Raw genomic sequence first — 18,743 nt, 5'->3', positions numbered from 1 at the left:
ACGAATGAAATTATAGTCATGGGTTGCTCCATCTGACAGATGGAAGAAAAAATAAGTTACAGATGAAACATTTGAATATTTCAATAAGAGGTAAAGTACAGGGGGTCTTTTTTAGATTGACAACCAAGGCAGTTGCTGATCAAGTTGGTGTCAGGGGCATTGTGGTCAATTTAAAAGATGGTTCCGTTTATATTGAAGCTGAGGGTGATGATTTTGCACTGGATTCACTGTTGGAGTTCTGCCAAGAAGGCCCCGAAGGTGCAATTGTTGAAAGTGTAGAAATAGAGAAAGGCGAACTGAAAGGCTTTTCTAATTTTGAAGTAGTTAAAAGAGTTCAATCCTAAGCCAAGTGTCTACGATCAAAAAATTTCTCAGCGATACCTTCATTTACGGTATAACGACTATCGTTTCAAGAATGATAGGATTTTTGATGACGCCGCTTTATCTGCGGAAATTTAAAGATGCGGCAGTCTACGGCATCTATTCTAATTTTTATGCCTGGATGTCTATGTTGAATGCTGTGCTGGCATTTGGTATGGAGACGACGTATTTTCGCTATTTGCAAAAGGTCGAAACACAAGATAGATCCAAAGTATACAATAATAGTTTCTTTATTACGTTAGTCACTTCGTTTATTTTATTGTTATCTGTCTTTGTATTTACGCGGCCCATTGCAGCATGGTTTGCAGATGGTGGCGATGTTGATCTGTATGAACAATATATTAAATATTTCGCTTTTATTCTTGTTGCTGATGCCCTTGCCGTTATCCCATTTACAAAACTTCGCGCTGAAGGAAGGCCCTATAAATATAGCGCACTAAAATTCGTTAATATTGGAGTTACGGTGATTTCAAACCTGTTCTTCATTTATTTCTTGCCTGATTGGGTTCACCAGTATAGCTTTTGGGCTGATTTTGCCGGAACATGGTTTAAAGAAGGCTGGATTGGCTATGTCTTTATTTCCAACCTTTTCGCGAGTGTTGTTACATTAATCCTACTACTGCCTGAATTGCTCACTTTCCGATTTAGTCTAGATCGAAAATTACTGCATGAAATGTTAACTTATAGCTTCCCAATTTTAGTCGCTAATATTTCATTTATTATTAATGAGAATCTAGATAAAATGTTCTTTCTGAAATTGTTGCCCGGAGAGACTGGGAAAGACGAATTAGGTATCTATGGTGCGGTTGCTAAATTGGCCGTATTTCTAAGCTTATTTGTTACGGCTTTTCGGCTAGGGGCAGAACCCTTTTTCTTTTCGTATTCGAAAAATCAGAATGCATCGAAAACCTATGCACTCATCATGGAGTATTTTGTTATTTTGATGGTCATTGCAATGGTTGGACTAACCGTTAATCTCGATTGGCTTAAGTACTTCATTAAAGGAAATGAATCGGAGGTTGCGGTTTACTGGACCGGACTCAAAATTGTTCCAATCCTACTGTTTAACTATGTCCTACTAGGGATATATATGAACCTGTCAATTTGGTACAAGTTGACAGACCAGACACGATATGCACTCTATATTTCAGGAATAGGAGCTTTATTAACGATTATGCTGAATGTTTGGCTGATTCCGGTGTATTCCTATGTTGGGGCTGTTTTGTCTACGACAGTGGTGTACTTGGTGATGATTGGTTTTTCATTGTACTGGGGTCAGATGTATTATCCTATACCTTATAAATTGATAAAAATTGCCATTTATCTTGGGGTAGGGCTTCTGATTTCATGGATGAGCTTTCAAGTTTTTCATAGTAACATCTGGATAGGCAATGGGATGCTATTGTTATTATTGGGCTTCACTTTTATGCTTGAAAAGAATCGGTTGATGGGGTTGGTACGACGAAAATAATCTTATTTATACCTCTTACAAACAAGGCAATAGTTTTATCTTATTGCCTTGTTTCTTTTTTAGGCTCCTTCGGGAATGAAGGAATTTTCAATCTCATGGAGTACCTCTAAAATTTCAGCCTGGCGCTGCAAACTGACTAATTTCATTCGATACTCTTTAAAATTAGGAATTCCTTTGAAGTAGTTCGCATAATGTCTACGCATTTCAAAAATACCTAATTTGTCACCCTTCCATTCGATGGATTTGTTCAAATGGGTTCTACAAACTTCGACGCGTTCGGCAATGGTAGGTCCTTCAAGACGTTCTCCAGTATTGAAAAAATGTTTGATCTCTCTAAAGATCCAAGGGTATCCGATTGCTGCACGGCCAATCATAATGCCATCCACCTCAAACTCCTGGCGCCAAGCTGCTGCTTTTTCGACAGAATCTACATCGCCATTGCCGAAAATTGGGATTTTGATACGCGGATTACGTTTGATATCCCGAATCATGGACCAGTCCGCCTGACCTTTGTACAGCTGCGCACGTGTACGTCCATGAATTGCAAGTGCTTTGATGCCTACATCTTGTAATCTTTCAGCAACCTCATACACATTTTTTGTGTTGTCATCCCATCCAAGGCGTGTTTTCACCGTTACCGGTAAATCAGTAGCTTCAACAACAGCTTTGGTCATGGCAACCATTTTATCAATATCCTGTAAGAGGGATGAGCCAGCACCTTTGCAGACTACTTTTTTAACAGGACAGCCATAATTGATGTCAATTAAATTAGGTCCTGCTTTTGCGCAGATTTCAGCCGATTGACGCATACTTTCGATATCACCGCCGAAGATCTGGATACCAATAGGTCGTTCATATTCAAAAATATCTAGCTTTTGAACAGATTTGGCAGCATCACGGATTAGTCCTTCCGAAGAAATAAATTCAGTATACATTAAATCAACACCATTTTGTTTGCATACGTAACGAAACGGAGGATCACTTACATCCTCCATAGGAGCTAATAGCAACGGGAATTCCCCCAAATCAATATTTTCACCAATCTTGACCGACATCTTCGATAATTTTTTACAAAGGTACAAAATTTGGTGTTAGTATAAAGTTAGCGAACTGTCACGAGTTTAGAGCCGACTTTTGATTTCCTCAGAGCTTGTTGAACGTTGACTGTTCAAAGTTCCAGCTCCTCCAAAGCGATAATTGAAAGATAGGATGGCTGTCCTGCTGTCGGGATTCGACTGTCCAATAAGTCGAATTGTTGAAGAAACGGTTTCGTATCGGCGACTGTTCGTTCTAAAAATGTCATTTACCACCAGTTTAATGGACGCTTTTTTATTGAGAATGTTCTTTTGGATACCGCTATATAACTGGCCATAGCTTTTGATCTGGCTTAACCCTATCGTCAATCCGGAGGTGTAGCTCCCGCCCACTTCTATGGACCAGTCGTTCGGTAGTTTGAATGTATTCTGGCTATTCAGGGTCAGCGTATTGCCTTTACGGTTAATCAGTATGCCGTCCTGTGGAATTTCATATTCATTACGGTAGTAGTTTGTGAAGTGCGTGGCTGACCACCAACTTGTCAATTGGGTCGGAGCGATAAAAGAAACGCCAAAATTTTTGAATGAGCCGATATTCTCTGGCCGTTCGTAAGTTATATACGGATTGGATAAATCCCTTCCTAGGATGTCGTTGACAACGTCAGTTCGTGAAGCATAATTCAGTGTGAAAATATATTTGTTAGAAAAAGTATATCCCAGCTCAAATGCATGTTCATATGCCGGGTTCAGACGGGCATTTCCCTCCGTATAAGAAAACGGATCGGTGTATACACGAAATGGATTGAGGTTCCAAAAAGACGGTCTCTGAACACGATAACTATAACTTGCCTGTAGTTTGTTTTTTTCATTGACAGCGTAAGTTAGAAATGCTGATGGAAATAGTTTGAAATAGGATTTTTCAAAGTGTTCATTCAGCGTAATTTGATGGCCTGATGTATGTGTGTGTTCTCCCCGCAAGCCAACCTGAGCCGAAATTTTTTTCCAACTTTTGGAAAGATTAATATAGCCTGCCTGTATGGTTTCTTTGTAAATGAAATGATTGCTTGTTGTCAGGTCAGAGACATATTGATCATTTTGTAAGGTATCGTAATGTAGGTCATTTTCTGTACGGACATGACTGGCTTTCCAGCCAGCCTCCAGTTTATACCCTTCGGCCAGGGGCAGTGTATAATCCAACTTGGCGACGTACACTTTATTGTCTGAGGGGATGTCGCCTCGACGTGAAGAAGGCCGATTGAGCGGAGTGCCATCTGCTTTTATATAGTTGGTGTTCAGTTCTTGATCCATTTTGGAATAATGGTCTACAAGATCAAGATCGATTTTTAATTCGTGTCCTTTCTCATTAAATTTAATGCCGTAGTTGAAATTATAAAGCATATCCCGCCAGCGTTCTTTTCCTTCCGTTATCGTAGATGAAGACCATATTAATCGATTATCGTCAAAGGTACTGAAGCTATTTGTCGTGGGTTCATACTTCGGGTATTTGCCGAATCCACCATTAATAAGCACGCCCAGTGTTTGTCTGGAATCTATGTTGTAATCTATACCAGCTCTAAAGTTATTAGATCGAAGTTTGGGCTGTATCTTATTTTCCTGTTGTGTATAAGATTCGGGGCGGTTACCTTGATCCGAATAGAAGTAGCGTGTGAGGGAATTAAAGTACTCCAGGTTCTGATGATACTGATTATAGATTCCGAATACATTGAGTTTTTCAGTGCGGTAATTAAGATTAATACCTCCGCCAAAATGCGGCCCTCGGCCTGCACCGCCATTGAGGGAAATAGAACCATTCCATCCCTCTCTTATTCCTTTTTTCAAAACAATATTGATGATTCCGGCCGATCCGGCCGCATCCTCTTTGGCACTAGGATTAGTCATGACTTCAATTTTGCTGATATCAATGGAAGATGTGCTCCGTAATAGATTTGCCAATTGGTCACCAGAAAGATAAGTCAGTTTTCCATTGATCATTACCGTTGCACCTGATTTCCCTTTAATGAATAATGTTCCGTTGTCATCTGCTACTACGCCCGGTAGCTTGTTGAGCAATTCAAGCCCGCTATTTCCCTCCGCAAGCATGGAATTTTCAATATTAAATACTAGTTTATCCCGTTGCTGTTCAATAAATTGCTTTTTGCGTACCACAAGCACCTCGGCTAAGTATTCATTATTTGTTAGCAATACAATCTGACCAAGGTCGTATCCACCGAGTTGTTCATCCAAACTGAAATGTGGACTAAAGGTCTCTTGGTGTGTGATGCTTTTTACTTTTATATAATAACGGCCTGCCTTTGTGTCACCGAAAATAAAATGTCCGGTACTATCAGCGGCGATAGTTTTTGTTAATGTGCTGTCTTTCGCTTGATGAAGGCTGATATTCACATATGGAATTGCCTGCTTATCTTCACCGATAATTTGACCTTTGATGTGGCTTCTTTTTTGGGCAAAGCTACTGGATACTGTACAAATTAATAGTAGACTAAAGATATGACGATTGAAGTAGCGCATAATGGTATAGTTACGGTATTGCTAAAATTTAGGGTGTTGCTAATGGAGTGCGTTTCGTTTTTTTTATCGCTTTTCTTTTCTTCCCCCACCAGATATAAAATCCTGTTATTGGTAGGGTTGAACATATCAGTGAGGCGATAAAATAGATGATTTGCGTTATCATTCCTCCAATATAACCCGTGTGTAGTGCATAATTGGAGCGCATCAACCATTCTGTCGCACTGGCCTCATCAATGGGTCCTTGTTTCCGGCCTGTAAGTTCAAGTGTATTTCGATCGAAATTGAGATCTCGCCAGGTGCCGCCTTCCATATCGGTACATGCGTATACTGTTTTGTCTTCGCTCTCGGGATAATGGACAATAACTGCTTCTTTGTTGTATTTGGCATACTCATGGCGTACCTTATACCAAATTTGGTCGGCAACTTGTAGCGCGTCATTTAAAGGCTGATCGATTTGACTGCTGTGGTCTACTTTTTCTATTTTATTGTCCTGAGGATAACCGCCTGTCAGCCAAACAACAGAATTTCTTATCCAAGGAAAGCTCATAATGAGTCCTGTTAAACACATGACAAAAGCTAATGTAAGTGAATAGAAGCCGAGTACATTATGTAAATCATAGTTGACTCGCTTAAACTTAGCTTTCCATTTGATTTTAAAACTTTGTTCTTTTGATTTTTTATTCCATTTTTTTGGCCACCACAGAATAAGTCCTGTGATCAGCAAGATAAAGAAAATGAAAGTACTCCATCCAACAACCTGCCGGCCTATTTTAACAGGCATCCATAGATGGCGGTGCCCTTCATCCATAAAATGAAAGAAATCTTCATGATCGACAATAGCCAATACTTCCGCTGTATAGGGGTTTACATACACCAGACTGTCGGAATGATCCAAACTGACCTTGACAGATTTATCAAGTCCATAATACCATGAACTTGCAATTTCTTTATCCGGAAGGATGTTGTTTACGGCCTTGTAAATCGCTGAAGGTGGAAGTTGCTCATCTGCCCTTCGTGGTTCGATGTGGATATAGTTTGTTGTTAATTCTTTGATGTCATGTTCAAAGACAAGTACGCAGCCTGTAATTCCTAATATAATAACGGGTATACCGGCAGCAAGCCCTAACCAAAGATGGAGCCAGGCATTAATTTTACTTAGCATAATTGACGGATTTGATCATCGTCCCCTAGTGAGGACTGAGGGAAAGACGTTTTGTAGGCATCGGGAATAGTTCTTCTATAATGCTTACAAAGTGACTTTCTTTAATTATAGTTATAATTTGACCATTTTATTGACGGCATTTATACCTTCAAGTTTTAGTCCTCTAGAGACAGCTTGAGAAGAAGTGTTGTATTGATACACATAGTAACCCTCTGCTGTATTCGCAGCAATGTAAATATTGTCCCCATCCGACACTACGTTTTCGGCAAAAGGAGTTCCTTTGGCCAAAGGGATATTGATTTTTGACTTGGTCTGTGCTTTTACGTCAACCAAATAGAAGCTTGTGATATATGCTGTTCCATAAGAATCTGAGTCCTTAATTTTAGTTTTATCCAAGATTCTAACAACAGCCTTGTTGTTACCGACATAGGTAAGTCCAACAGCTTCTTCTTTTGTGCGGTCGGTCAATTCGTAGAAATAGGTTGGATCGATCTCTTTTGAATTGTTCTGTACCCTAAAGATTCCGAAAGGTTCACCCGTTGTTTTTGTTGACCAAATCGTAGGTGAAGTAATAAAATAAGCTGTCTGATCTTGCGTAAATGAGGATTGTACATTCAAGGTGTAATGACTTGGGAAGGTGAACCGGTCATCTTGTGTCACTGTAATGTTGCTCATCGAAGGATAGTCCATACTCGCCAGATACGTTTTGCTTACAGAGATGCCTGTATCATTGTTTTCCTGTGTGTAGGCTAAATACAATTTATCACCAATAAAAGCGGCATTGTAAGCCCAGAAATAATATCCGTCCATTAGGCCGGGAATATTCAATTTACCACTGCTGGTAATTTTCATATTCTCGACATCGAGGATAGCATATTCAAATTGAATTGCAGCATCTGAACTAAACAAGACCAGTGTTTTGTCATCTTTCCATTTATAGAAACTGGAGTAATATGCCCAGCTAATTGCAGGAAATGGAATTTCTTTGACAACTGTAATTTTGGAGTTATCACTTGTGTATTTGACTAATGTTTTAGAATCTGTGTCGATCCCGTAATAAAATTCACCTTTTGAGGTTATGGCTGCGTAATTGGATTTTGCACCGTTAGCGGCAGTGGTAAGAATTCCTTCTGTTAGGGAGTTGGCAACAAGATTGTAAGTTGCGGCTGGTGTTCCTGCCTCGACAACAAAACCATATGTTGCACTTTCCTGTGCAGGAGGCTCTACTTCGCTACCGGGATTGCTTTTGGAACATGCGGCCAATGTTACCATAAGACTCGCGCTAAAGAGAACTGCTGTGGATTTTAAATTTGAAAACATAATTAATTGTGATTAAAGCTATTTAAGAAATATCGGAGTTTGACGTGAAATGAACGCCCTGGTTTTTGTAACCTAAAGTTGTCATAAGCCAGCTCATTGGTCAGGTTTCTGCATTCGACAGAAATATTGTATTTGTCTTTTACAAAAGAATAGGAGAGAGCTGCATTGTGGATAAACTGTGTAGGTATTTGGTTTTTAGATTCCTTACTACCCACACTTTCCCAATCCAAGTAATACCAGTGGGTGTAATTTGAGGACCAGATAAACTGCAATTTCGTATCCGGTGCCAACCAATTATTTTTATAGATGCTCAAATTAAGATTCCCATACAACCAAGGTTGATTGGGTACTCTGTCGTTATAGGTTATGTCGGGGTTAGCGGTTTGCCCATCAATGTATTTGGATTTATTCGTTGAATTTTGGTACGTACCGTTGATCGAAAAGTCCAGCAAATTAGCATACTGATATTTTAATTCTGCTTCAAGGCCATTGATTGTAGTCTTATCCAAATTTTGGTAACTGGAAAACTTTCCACCCGTGGGCTTGAAATAGATGAAATCGCTTGCATACCGTAGGAAATAGGAACTTTCAAAGTTAAGGCTGTGTCTACCGAAGTGTTGATTGAGATAGAGCCCAGCATTGATGTTGTTGCTATTCTCAGGTTTTAGCTTGTTATTGGCGATGATATTGATCCCATCACCAAACATTTCTTGCGATTCCGGAAGACGATAGGTGCGTTCGTAGGATGCCTTGATTCCGAGATTCTGCCTTAGGCTGAACCGGGAGGCAAGACCATAACCGATATAGTTTTTATTGAACCTGTTGTCTTTATTTGTATAACCGTTGCCATCGCTGCCACTGAAATAGACGACGTCTCGGGCAAATGTTCCCAAATTATATAATTTCGTAAAAATGGATGTACTAAGACGTTTGTCCAGTGCAAGATTTTGATAGGCAAGTCCTAAAATATTTTTGGATATGGTGTTGGGAGTTCCCAATGGATTGCTTTTCGCATTACCAAGTTGTTCTTCTGCAGACCTGCTGCTATGTGCAAAATTATAGTTGAGGTTGAGCGCGTTGAATTCGTCCAACTCATAACTAAAGTTTGTACGTATTAGTGCGCTTTTGTTTTTATAATGATAGATGGTTTTGATGTCATTGAGTTCTCCCGAAATTGCTAATGGGATTCCTGTTCCACCGCCCCAGCCATAGCTTTGGCTAGCTGTATCGATGACACGGTATCTGTCGATACCATAAGAAGCATAGGCGTTCATATTTAGCTTTTCGATCAAAAAGTTGTCTTTTTTGTATTTGAAAGAAGGCATTATATAGTTGCCCACAGTACGGAGTTCACCGTATACCGTATTTTGGGTAGCACCGGTCTGTATTTCTTTGTTGAAGTACGAATATGTCAATCCGAATGAAATCTTATCTGCCCAAGCTTTGTCGGATAAGGATATTTCGAATTGTGCCATATCGGAACGGTACCTATCGTGAAAGCGTTTGACATCGCGTTCTATGATTTTTTCATTTTCAATCACTTTAATCGGTGCCTCATTTTTAGGATTGTTGCGCATCCAGTAATTATTGTCGGAAAGATTATGGAAGGCTCCTAATTGAATGGACAGGCCAGTTTTGTGATCTGTAAATCGACCATTTACTGCAGCACGCATGGTATTGAAGGAGCCATAAGCAAGGCTGGCATCCAGCATATTGCCGGCAGACTGATTGGTGATGATATTGACGGCACCGCCGAGTGCATCCGAACCAAGATATGCTGGAACGGCACCTTTAAATACTTCGATGCGTTCAATTAGGTTAACAGGTATGTTGTTTAACGTCAATCCTGATCCGAAGTTTTCCATTGGAATGCCATCAATAAAGAAGCGAACCTGTTTTTCTGAAAGTCCATTGATAGAAAATTTAAAATCAGAACCGAGACCCGCCGATTCGCGGATATTTACACCGAGACTGCGGGATAATACCTGATTGATGTCGAGATTTAGATTGGCAAATTGTCTTGTTTCTATCGCATTAACAGCAAAGCCTGTTTCCTTCAGTTTGGTGCTTTCCGATTTTCCATCCACTTGAGCTGTACCCAATTGTTGCGCTGTTGGATCGAGATCAATGTTTAATTTTTTTGTAGCAATAGCAGATATATCAATTTGAACTTCTCGACTAGCGTAACCTACGGTAGATATAAGTACTTTATATTTCCCGAAGGGAATATGCGGCAGTTGAAAATTTCCCGATGCATCGGATGTTGTTCCTAGTTGCGTATTTTTTATTTTGATACTAACCGAATGTAATAAGCTCCCATCTTTCGAGCTTTTTATTTGTCCTTGCAATACGCCGTATTGTTGTGCAAAGAGTGCGGAAGAAAACGACAGCAATGCACAGGTAGATATCGCTCTAAAATTTGACATACACTTATTTAGATTAAATACATATTAACTAAGTAGCGTATGCCTAGATTTACCGAAGGTCTTGCGTTGAAAAAAAAGAATATTTATTGTAATCACCTGTTTTACAGGTGGAATTAATTTAGTCGATCTATCCTTACGATAAAGTCCGTAGCCTGATCCAGTTGAAGCCCCGCCTTTATCTCTTCTGATTTGATATCATAGATCCAGACCTGATGTCGGTCTGAGCTGTCGTCGATAGCAATATAGGCTTTGCCATTTTCGACGAGAACAGATTCTTTGCGGGTTCCTTTGTCGAAAGGGAGGTCAAGTTTGTGCGTAGTCTTTTTGACGAGGTCAATGCGGTAATATTCGAATTGATAGGTTGAGTGGTGGTCGCTGAAATCTGTATAACGATCTTTGCGTTCGCTTCGTATAATAGCTTGGTTGTTACCTAAATACCAGATTCCGTAGGCGTGATTGTGGGTTTGTGCTGTTACATCAAAGAAGTAATTTGGATCGATCTGTGTGGATTCTTTCTCAATCTTAAAGATTGCTGTGGGCTTTGAAGGTATATTGCCCAAGGCAATACCGGGACAGGCCATAAAGTAGTAATTTCCGTTTTCATCATTGAAACTGTAAGATTGGACGGTGTTTATTCCACCTGGATAAGTAGATCGGGTATCTTCTTGGACTCCCTTTAGCTTTAGTGTTGTTTTATCTAGGGTAGCCACATATAGGGTATCTATTGTGGTAAAGTCTGTTTCATTGATAATTTTATTAAACGTGTAACCAATTAGCAGCTGTTGCTGGTGTATGGTACTAAAACCAACCGAGATAATATTAAAGTCAGGAGCTGAGGAAGGTATTTTTAATTCTTGTTGCTGAACGATTTTAAAAGGTTTGATAGTGATCTTTGTGTACCATAGACGCCGGTTAGTTTTGTTGTCTGATGTAAATAAGAGCAGTGTATCGTTATTTATCCAGTTGATATTTTCTATATGCTGGTCGGGCATTGGCAGTTGTCCAATTTCTTTTAGACCTGATTTTTCGAGTGTATATTTTCTGAATTTCCCTTCATTGAGGAAATAAAATTTACCATTTTTAACAATGATACTGCGATCGAACTCCTGCGTAGGAATAGCCACTCCATTTTGCTGAATAGTCAATTTTCCGCTATTCATGCTGTTAGTCGTGACGATAGTGTTACCTAAATCCTTATCCATTGTATAGAGGCTATATTTGCCTACTAAGCTCTTCTCCCTATGTTCTGATTGGCAACTTATCATTAAGCCAAAAAGCAAAAGTGGGAGAAATAAGATAAGGCGGCTTGATAGCATAGTACTATGGGTGGTGGAGTTTTGTCGATTAAATGATGTTAAATTGCAATTTAAGTTCGTGTTGTAATGTCGGCGCCAGAAAGGTTAGTTCGGATTTTGCAATAATAACCTGTTTCCCATTTTTTTGTGGCTGCAGAACAAAATAGATTTCGCCCGTTTTTAATTCTTTCTTTTTATCAGCCCCCGGCATGCTAAAAGCAAAGTTCCTTTTGGGGATAAAGAGCATATTGCCTGTAGTCTTAATTATCCCTGTATCGGTATTGATCTGAGCCGTCGCATTTTTACCCAAAACTATTTTATAATTTTGTTGATTGATATATTTCAAGTTCCCATTCCGCGCGTTGTCAAATGTTGCATCAGTTTTCTCCTTCATGTTATTGAACTGATGGAGGCCAAAGCTAAGCAGGATTAGGAAGGAAGCTGCAATGCCAACATATTTAAGCGGGTATTTTTTGCTCTTAATTTCTATCGGAGCTTCTGCGGTCTCGATATAGGTGTTGATATCTGCCCAGATATCGTTTTCCAATTTATTTTTTTTAGCTGTTGAAATCGGTATTGGGTTAGATTCGAACGTATCATCCATCAGCCATTCTTCTACCAGCAGTTTTTCTGTTGGAGAGCATTGCCCCAAATGGTATTTCGCTATTAACTTATGATCTATTTTCATCCGTATATTCAACTCAATAACAAAAGTACGAGATTTCTCTTTTCTGCATCAACAACTTATGATATATATTCTATTAATTCTGTCTTCAATGTTTTTAGGGCTCTAGAAATATGATATTCTACAGCTCTTTCAGAGATTACCAATTTCTCTGCAATTTGCTTATTTGTGAGTCCTTGCTCTCTACTCATCTGAAATACTTTTCGGCATTGGTTAGGCAATGTGGTTACCAGATAGGAAATTTTGTCTGCAAGTTCTTCGGCAATCAGTGTATTGTCTGAATATTGAGATTCCGTTATGTTCGAAATATTGTTCAGATGTTGTTGGCGGGATACTTTATTACGTATATATTCAAAAGTCTTGAGTTTGACAGATCGGATCAAATAGCGCTCAACCTCCCTCAGACGGAGTTCTTCCTTGCGCTCCCAAAGTGATTTAAAAACATCCTGTACAATTTCTTTTGAATGCTCTTCATCGTGGATATTGCTAAGGCAAAAAGCAAACATACCTTCCCAGTGGCGAAGATATATTTGCTCAAAACTCTTTCTATCGATAATAAAAAAATCCGTTTCCAAAATACAAAGACCTTAGCATATGTCTTTGGCAAAGATAGTTTTATTTAGATTGGTTTTAAATAAGTTTTTAGATTTCTTTTACGAATTCCTTGATCGCTCGACCAGGATCGGCTGTCTTCATAAAATTTTCACCAATTAAGAATCCCTGGAATCCAGCTTTTTTAAGTGCTTTAATGGTTGAAGGATCCGATATACCGCTCTCCGATACCCGGATATATTCTGTTGGAATTTGGTCTAAAAGATTATAAGAATGTTGAAGATCCACCGAAAAGTCTTTCAGGTTTCTATTATTGACACCAATTGCATCAATGTCGTCAAAAAGATTGTCTAATAGCTCCTGTTGATTGTGTACTTCGAGCAAGACATTTAAGCCAATTTGTTTAGCATATGCGGCGAATTCCTGTACTTCTTCCTTTTTCAGGCATGCAGCGATTAAAAGGATGACGTCTGCACCATAGGCTTTAGCTTCAGTAATCTGATATTTATCCACGATAAATTCTTTTCTTAAAATAGGGATACTGATTGCTTCACGCGCTTTAGATAGATCCGCTAAATTTCCTTTGAAAAACTCTCCATCAGTGAGAACAGAAACTGCTGAAGCACCGGCTTCTTCGTATGCCTTAACAACATCTTCTACGGTGGAGGTACTGTTGATTTCTCCTTTTGATGGTGATGCTCTTTTATACTCGGCTATTATTCCTGTTTTTTCAGGATCAAGAATAGACTCTCTCAACGATAGGCAAGCAACGCTGAAATAGGGATAGTTTAATAACTCCTCGAAGGGAACTGAAGCTTTTGCTTTTTCCACTTCTATCTTTTTTCTTTCAATGATTTTATCCAGTATAGTCATTTTTATAAATTTTAGATTCCCAACCAGTTTTCAATTAACTTTTTTCCATTCGTCGTCAATACCGATTCGGGGTGAAACTGCATCCCCCTAACATCGTATTCAGTATGGGTTAAGGCCATAATAATGCCATTCTCATCAACTGCTGTTACCTTAAGGCATGTCGGTAATGTATTTTTACTTACGGCCCAAGAGTGGTAGCGTCCAATTTTCGAATCTTTTGGGAAGTCTTGGAATAGCTTTTCCGATTCATCAGTAACGGTGATATTTGTTGCCACGCCATGTAAGGGTTTCTCCATATTGAACAGTGTGCCTCCAAATACCTCCGCAATAGCCTGTTGGCCTAAGCAAATACCCAATATACTTTTGTGCGGGGCATAGGTGCGGATGACATCAAGCAGTAGCCCTGCTTCTTCCGGAATACCTGGACCGGGGGAAAGAAGTATCTTATCGAAAGCATCAATATCTTCCAGTTTAAACTTATCATTTCTCCATACAACATACTCTTGATCTAACTCCTGTAATAAATGGACTAAGTTGTACGTGAAGGAATCGTAGTTATCTATAACGACTATTTTATTGTTGCTCATAACCTTTTGCTATAAAATCTTGATGAATGTAGTGTTCAATTTCTTGGAATATGGATTGAATAAATTCAGTAGGCAAATTAAATTTTTTTGCTAGTACCCCATAATGATTGTTTAAATTCCGAATTGGTGGCTGTTCTTCTGCTTGCTCATCGTCTAGCGATTTGCCTTTGTCAATATAGGATTTTCGCAGGGCCAATAGCTCCACAATGCGGTTATCAATGGTATCTATTGACGTGCGGATATGATGCTTATCGACGCAGTATTCCAATGGTCTGATCATAATGTTTCTGCTAGTTGTAGTGCTTTTCGCAATGCAGCGATTTTGTTATTTACTTCTTGAAGTTCCATTTCAGGATCTGAATCGAGAACAATACCACCGCCTGCTTGGTAATGTAAGGTGTTTTGTTTGCTTAGGAAGGAACGAATCATAATGGCGTGATTAAAGTCTCCGTTAAAACCCATAAATCCAATTGCACCGGAATAAAAAGAACGTTGCAATCCTTCATAGCGATCGATTAAGGTCAGCGCCATATGTTTTGGTGCCCCCGACAATGTGCCGGCGGGATATGTATCGCCTACAATGTCAAACGGATTGATGTTATCTTTCAATCTGCCCGTTACTTTGGAGACCAGATGGATAATATGGGAGTAATATTGCGGTTCCATGTAGGACTCAACTTTAACTTGTGTACAATGTCTACTTAAGTCATTGCGGGCAAGATCGACAAGCATAACGTGTTCAGAAGTTTCCTTTGGATCTTCTTTGAGTCTGGAGGCAATTTTCTGATCTTCCTCCATGTTGCCCGTACGTTTGAATGTTCCTGCAATGGGGAAGATGGTTGCCTGTTTTCCGTGAATGCGTAATTGCGCTTCTGGCGAGGATCCGAAAAGTTTAAAATCACCGTAATCGAAATAGAAAAGGTAAGGTGAGGGATTGATGGATCGCAATGCACGATAGACATTGAATTCATCACCAGAGAACGGTGTTTTAAACCCTCTGGATGGAACAATCTGAAAAACATCGCCACGTTGGATATGTTCTTTCATTTTCTTGACCAACTGACGGTGCTCTTCATCGGTACGATTGGAGCTTTCTTCACCGGCAAGTTTAAAGGAATATTCAGGAAAGTTTTTGTTCTGAATTAGAAACTGCATTCTTTCGAGTTCTGATTCTTCGTCATCCAGCAGGTGTTCAAAGATGTAGAGTTGGTTTCGGAAGTGGTCAATAGCAATAACATATTTGTAGATATGATATTGCATAAATGGTATTTTCCGCGCCGGATCTGGCGAAGTGGTCAGTTTGATATCTTCAAAGTGTTCGATACAATCGAAGGTGAAATATCCAAATAAGCCATTGGAAATGAGGTTAAGTTCGGCGATTGTATGGTCTTCGAAGGAGTTTCTAAAATCGGATACTTCCTGACGTAATTCGATTTCCTTCGCATTTTTTACGATACGCTCCCTATTAGGATACGTAAGCGTTAGCTCTTTTTCATCGAGCTGGATTCCAGCAATTGGCTGGCAACAGATGTAGCTAATGTTATTGTCGCGACTATGATAGTCGGAGCTTTCCAATAGCAATGAGTTTGGAAAGATATCTCTTAGACGAAGATAGATGCTCACTGGCGTAGTTGTATCCGCAAGCAACTTTCTGCTTTTTGTTTTGAATGTATACTTCATTTTTTGTGTCTTATCTTCTTGTTGTAAATTTATGCATAAAAAAACCCCGATACTGGTTAGCATCGGGGTTGGAATTTCCATAAATGGTTTTGGTTGATTATGAAATATTATAACAATACCAATTGATTCCCGATGCTTATTGCTCCAGGCCACCACCAATTTGTATTTGTATATCTTCGTGTCATTATTACACAAATTTATAAAAAAAAATAAATAAGCAAACTTTTTGTGACAAAAAAACAAAAATTCCCCTTATTTCTTAATCATTTAATAAATCAGGGCGTCTTTCTTGTGTCCTTCTCAACTGTTGTTCATCTTTCCATGCGGCGATTTTTGCTTCGTGACCGCTGAGTAGAATATCGGGTACTTTATGGCCTTTCCACTCTGCAGGGCGTGTATAGATAGGTGCGTCGAGCAATCCATCCTGAAATGAATCGGAAAGAGCGGAAGTTTCGTCTGATAATACTCCAGGGATTAATCTGATAATAGCGTCTGTAACAATTGCGGCCGGAAGTTCTCCTCCAGATAGCACGTAATCGCCGACCGAAATTTCTTTTGTTACGTAGATATCACGAATACGTTGGTCAATTCCCTTATAATGTCCACAGAGGATCATCATATTTCCTTTTGTAGATAGTCCGTTCGCAATATCCTGATTGAATGTTTCACCGTCTGGAGTCATATAGATGATCTCATCGTATACACGTTCGGATTGCAGTTGCTCAATACACTTTGCAAAAGGCTCGATTTGAAGAACCATACCGGATCCGCCGCCGTAGGGATAATCATCGACACTTTTGTGTTTATTGGTTGAATAGTCTCTTAAGTTGTGAACATGTATTTCAGCCAAACCTTTATTCTTCGCTCGTTGCAAAATTGAGTGTGCAAATGGACTTTCAAGTAGGTCTGGTAAGACCGTAATAATATCAAAACGCATGGCGCAAAGATACACAAAAATGCACCATTGTCTATTTATAAGATTGATTCGCTTATCTTTGTGCCAAAATTAAGTGAACATACAGTGATTGACGTAAATAATATTTCCGTTTCCTTTGGGGGAACGACTCTTTTTTCAGATGTGTCTTTCTCGATTAATGAGAATGACAAGATCGCATTGATGGGCAAAAATGGTGCTGGTAAATCTACCTTGTTGAAAATTATAGCGGGGGCAGGAAAGCCTACGACAGGTCATGTTTCGGGGCCAAAGGATGCGATTATAGCCTATTTACCGCAGCATTTGCTGACACAGGATAATGTGACTGTTTTTGAAGAGACATCTAAGGCTTTCGAAGAAGTCTACGGAATGCGTGATGAGCTGGAAGGCTTGAATGAGCAGTTGAATATTCGTACGGATTATGAATCTGATGATTATATGCAATTGATCGAACGGGTATCTGAATTAAGTGAGAAGTTCTATTCGATTGAGGAAGTTAATTATGATGCGGAGGTTGAAAAGGTCTTGAAGGGTCTTGGTTTTGAGCGTACGGATTTTACTAGACAGACTTCTGAATTTTCCGGGGGCTGGCGTATGCGCATCGAGTTGGCTAAGATATTACTAAAAAAGCCAGATTTGATTTTATTGGATGAGCCTACCAATCACATGGATATTGAGAGTATTCAATGGCTTGAGGACTTCTTGGTCAATTCGGCGAAAGCAGTTATTGTGATCTCGCACGACCGGGCTTTTGTCGACAATATTACGAATCGGACCATCGAGGTGACGATGGGACGGATTTATGACTATCGCGCCAAGTACAGTCATTATCTGGAATTACGTCAGGAGCGTCGTCAGCATCAGTTAAAAGCGTATGAAGAGCAGCAACGTTTTATTGCAGACAACCAAGAGTTCATAGACCGTTTTAGGGGTACATATTCAAAGACTTTGCAAGTACAGTCGCGTGTAAAAATGCTGGAAAAATTGGAAGTTATTGAGATTGATGAAGTGGATACTTCAGCGCTGCGCCTTAAATTTCCGCCATCTCCACGTTCGGGCCAATATCCGGTTATTGTGGAAGATCTGACGAAAGCTTATGGCGATCATGTCGTCTTTCAGAAAGCAAATATGGTTATCGAACGTGGAGAAAAGGTGGCTTTTGTAGGGAAAAACGGTGAGGGTAAATCGACGATGATCAAAGCAATTATGGGTGAAATCGATTTCGAAGGGACGTTAAAGGTTGGGCACAACGCGAAAATTGGTTACTTTGCACAAAATCAGGCGGCATTGCTGGATGGTGAAATGACCGTTTTTGATACCATTGATCAAATCGCAGTAGGTGAAGTACGTGTTAAGATGAAAGATCTTTTGGGCGCTTTTATGTTTAGTGGCGATGATACGACCAAAAAGGTGAAAGTGTTATCTGGAGGAGAAAGAACGCGTTTAGCCATGATAAAATTATTGTTGGAACCGGTGAATGTACTTATCCTCGATGAGCCGACCAACCATTTAGACATGAAGACCAAGGACATTATTAAAGATGCTTTAAAAGATTTTGATGGTACGTTGATCCTTGTTTCGCACGACCGTGACTTTTTGGATGGCTTAGCCGAGAAAGTTTTTGAATTTGGAAACAAGCGTGTACGTGAGCATTTCGAGGATATCAAAGGTTTCTTGGAATACAAGAAAATGAGCAGCTTAAAGGATATCGAACGTTAGCCTCTAGATAAAGGGCATATAAAACCGATAGGGATTCAGTTGTAAAAAGCGGCTTTTATATAAAAGAGCCGCTTTTTTGCATTTCAAAGGAAGAT

At 39.5% G+C, this 18,743-nt stretch carries 16 protein-coding genes; 3 read left to right on the top strand and 13 right to left on the bottom strand.

The genetic code is table 11. From position 1 onward, the window contains the following. Positions 1-62 precede the first annotated feature (62 nt). Positions 63-344, top strand: coding sequence for an acylphosphatase (locus B3139_RS09090; RefSeq protein ID WP_293882102.1), 282 nt, complete (start codon positions 63-65; stop codon positions 342-344). A gap of 71 nt (positions 345-415) precedes the next feature. Continuing rightward, the gene (locus tag B3139_RS09085) at positions 416-1,852 is read left to right on the top strand and encodes a lipopolysaccharide biosynthesis protein (RefSeq protein ID WP_293882100.1); all 1,437 of its coding nucleotides are present in this window, start codon (positions 416-418) and stop codon (positions 1,850-1,852) included. A gap of 59 nt (positions 1,853-1,911) precedes the next feature. Here the strand turns inward: B3139_RS09085 and dusB are convergent, their stop codons facing one another. The 13 genes from dusB to trmD form a co-directional block, all read right to left on the bottom strand. After that, positions 1,912-2,907: a tRNA dihydrouridine synthase DusB gene (dusB, locus tag B3139_RS09080; protein WP_293882098.1), complete on the bottom strand. Its 996-nt coding sequence runs from the start codon at positions 2,905-2,907 to the stop codon at positions 1,912-1,914. 66 nt (positions 2,908-2,973) lie between these two features. Beyond that, a complete protein-coding gene (locus B3139_RS09075) occupies positions 2,974-5,415 on the bottom strand; it encodes an outer membrane beta-barrel family protein (protein ID WP_293882096.1) in 2,442 nt (813 codons plus the stop codon). Between the two features lie 28 nt (positions 5,416-5,443). Continuing rightward, entirely contained in the window at positions 5,444-6,577 is a 1,134-nt protein-coding gene (locus B3139_RS09070) for a PepSY-associated TM helix domain-containing protein (protein WP_293882094.1), read from the bottom strand. Between the two features lie 111 nt (positions 6,578-6,688). Further along, a complete protein-coding gene (locus B3139_RS09065) occupies positions 6,689-7,897 on the bottom strand; it encodes a hypothetical protein (RefSeq protein ID WP_293882092.1) in 1,209 nt (402 codons plus the stop codon). 2 nt (positions 7,898-7,899) lie between these two features. Next, on the bottom strand, positions 7,900-10,323 hold the full coding sequence (locus tag B3139_RS09060) for a TonB-dependent receptor (protein ID WP_293882090.1): 2,424 nt from the start codon (positions 10,321-10,323) through the stop codon (positions 7,900-7,902). Positions 10,324-10,436: 113 nt separating this feature from the next. Beyond that, a complete protein-coding gene (locus B3139_RS09055) occupies positions 10,437-11,525 on the bottom strand; it encodes a hypothetical protein (protein ID WP_293882088.1) in 1,089 nt (362 codons plus the stop codon). 142 nt (positions 11,526-11,667) lie between these two features. Beyond that, complete coding sequence (locus B3139_RS09050) at positions 11,668-12,306, bottom strand: hypothetical protein (protein WP_293882086.1); 639 nt, start codon at positions 12,304-12,306, stop codon at positions 11,668-11,670. A 56-nt stretch (positions 12,307-12,362) separates the two neighbouring features. Then, positions 12,363-12,878, bottom strand: coding sequence for an RNA polymerase sigma-70 factor (locus B3139_RS09045; RefSeq protein ID WP_293882084.1), 516 nt, complete (start codon positions 12,876-12,878; stop codon positions 12,363-12,365). A gap of 67 nt (positions 12,879-12,945) precedes the next feature. Next, the gene (gene trpC, locus B3139_RS09040) at positions 12,946-13,728 is read right to left on the bottom strand and encodes an indole-3-glycerol phosphate synthase TrpC (RefSeq protein WP_293882082.1); all 783 of its coding nucleotides are present in this window, start codon (positions 13,726-13,728) and stop codon (positions 12,946-12,948) included. 11 nt (positions 13,729-13,739) lie between these two features. Further along, the gene (locus B3139_RS09035; protein WP_293882080.1) at positions 13,740-14,315 is read right to left on the bottom strand and encodes an anthranilate synthase component II; all 576 of its coding nucleotides are present in this window, start codon (positions 14,313-14,315) and stop codon (positions 13,740-13,742) included. Further along, complete coding sequence (locus B3139_RS09030; RefSeq protein WP_293882078.1) at positions 14,302-14,595, bottom strand: isochorismate pyruvate-lyase; 294 nt, start codon at positions 14,593-14,595, stop codon at positions 14,302-14,304. The genes B3139_RS09035 and B3139_RS09030 overlap by 14 nt, the downstream gene beginning before the upstream one ends. Further along, positions 14,592-15,995: an anthranilate synthase component I family protein gene (locus tag B3139_RS09025; RefSeq protein WP_293882076.1), complete on the bottom strand. Its 1,404-nt coding sequence runs from the start codon at positions 15,993-15,995 to the stop codon at positions 14,592-14,594. The genes B3139_RS09030 and B3139_RS09025 overlap by 4 nt, the downstream gene beginning before the upstream one ends. A 259-nt stretch (positions 15,996-16,254) precedes the next feature. After that, positions 16,255-16,932: a tRNA (guanosine(37)-N1)-methyltransferase TrmD gene (gene trmD, locus B3139_RS09020; RefSeq protein WP_293882074.1), complete on the bottom strand. Its 678-nt coding sequence runs from the start codon at positions 16,930-16,932 to the stop codon at positions 16,255-16,257. A gap of 84 nt (positions 16,933-17,016) precedes the next feature. Here trmD and B3139_RS09015 point away from each other — a divergent pair, with 84 nt between their 5' ends. After that, positions 17,017-18,648: an ABC-F family ATP-binding cassette domain-containing protein gene (locus B3139_RS09015; RefSeq protein ID WP_293882120.1), complete on the top strand. Its 1,632-nt coding sequence runs from the start codon at positions 17,017-17,019 to the stop codon at positions 18,646-18,648. Positions 18,649-18,743: the final 95 nt, after the last annotated feature.

It is taken from the genome of Sphingobacterium sp. UBA1498, assembly GCF_002325125.1.
Classification (GTDB): Bacteria; Bacteroidota; Bacteroidia; order Sphingobacteriales; family Sphingobacteriaceae; genus Sphingobacterium.
The sequence above is the reverse complement of the archived record's forward strand: the minus strand, read 5'-3'. Positions and strand labels throughout refer to the sequence as shown.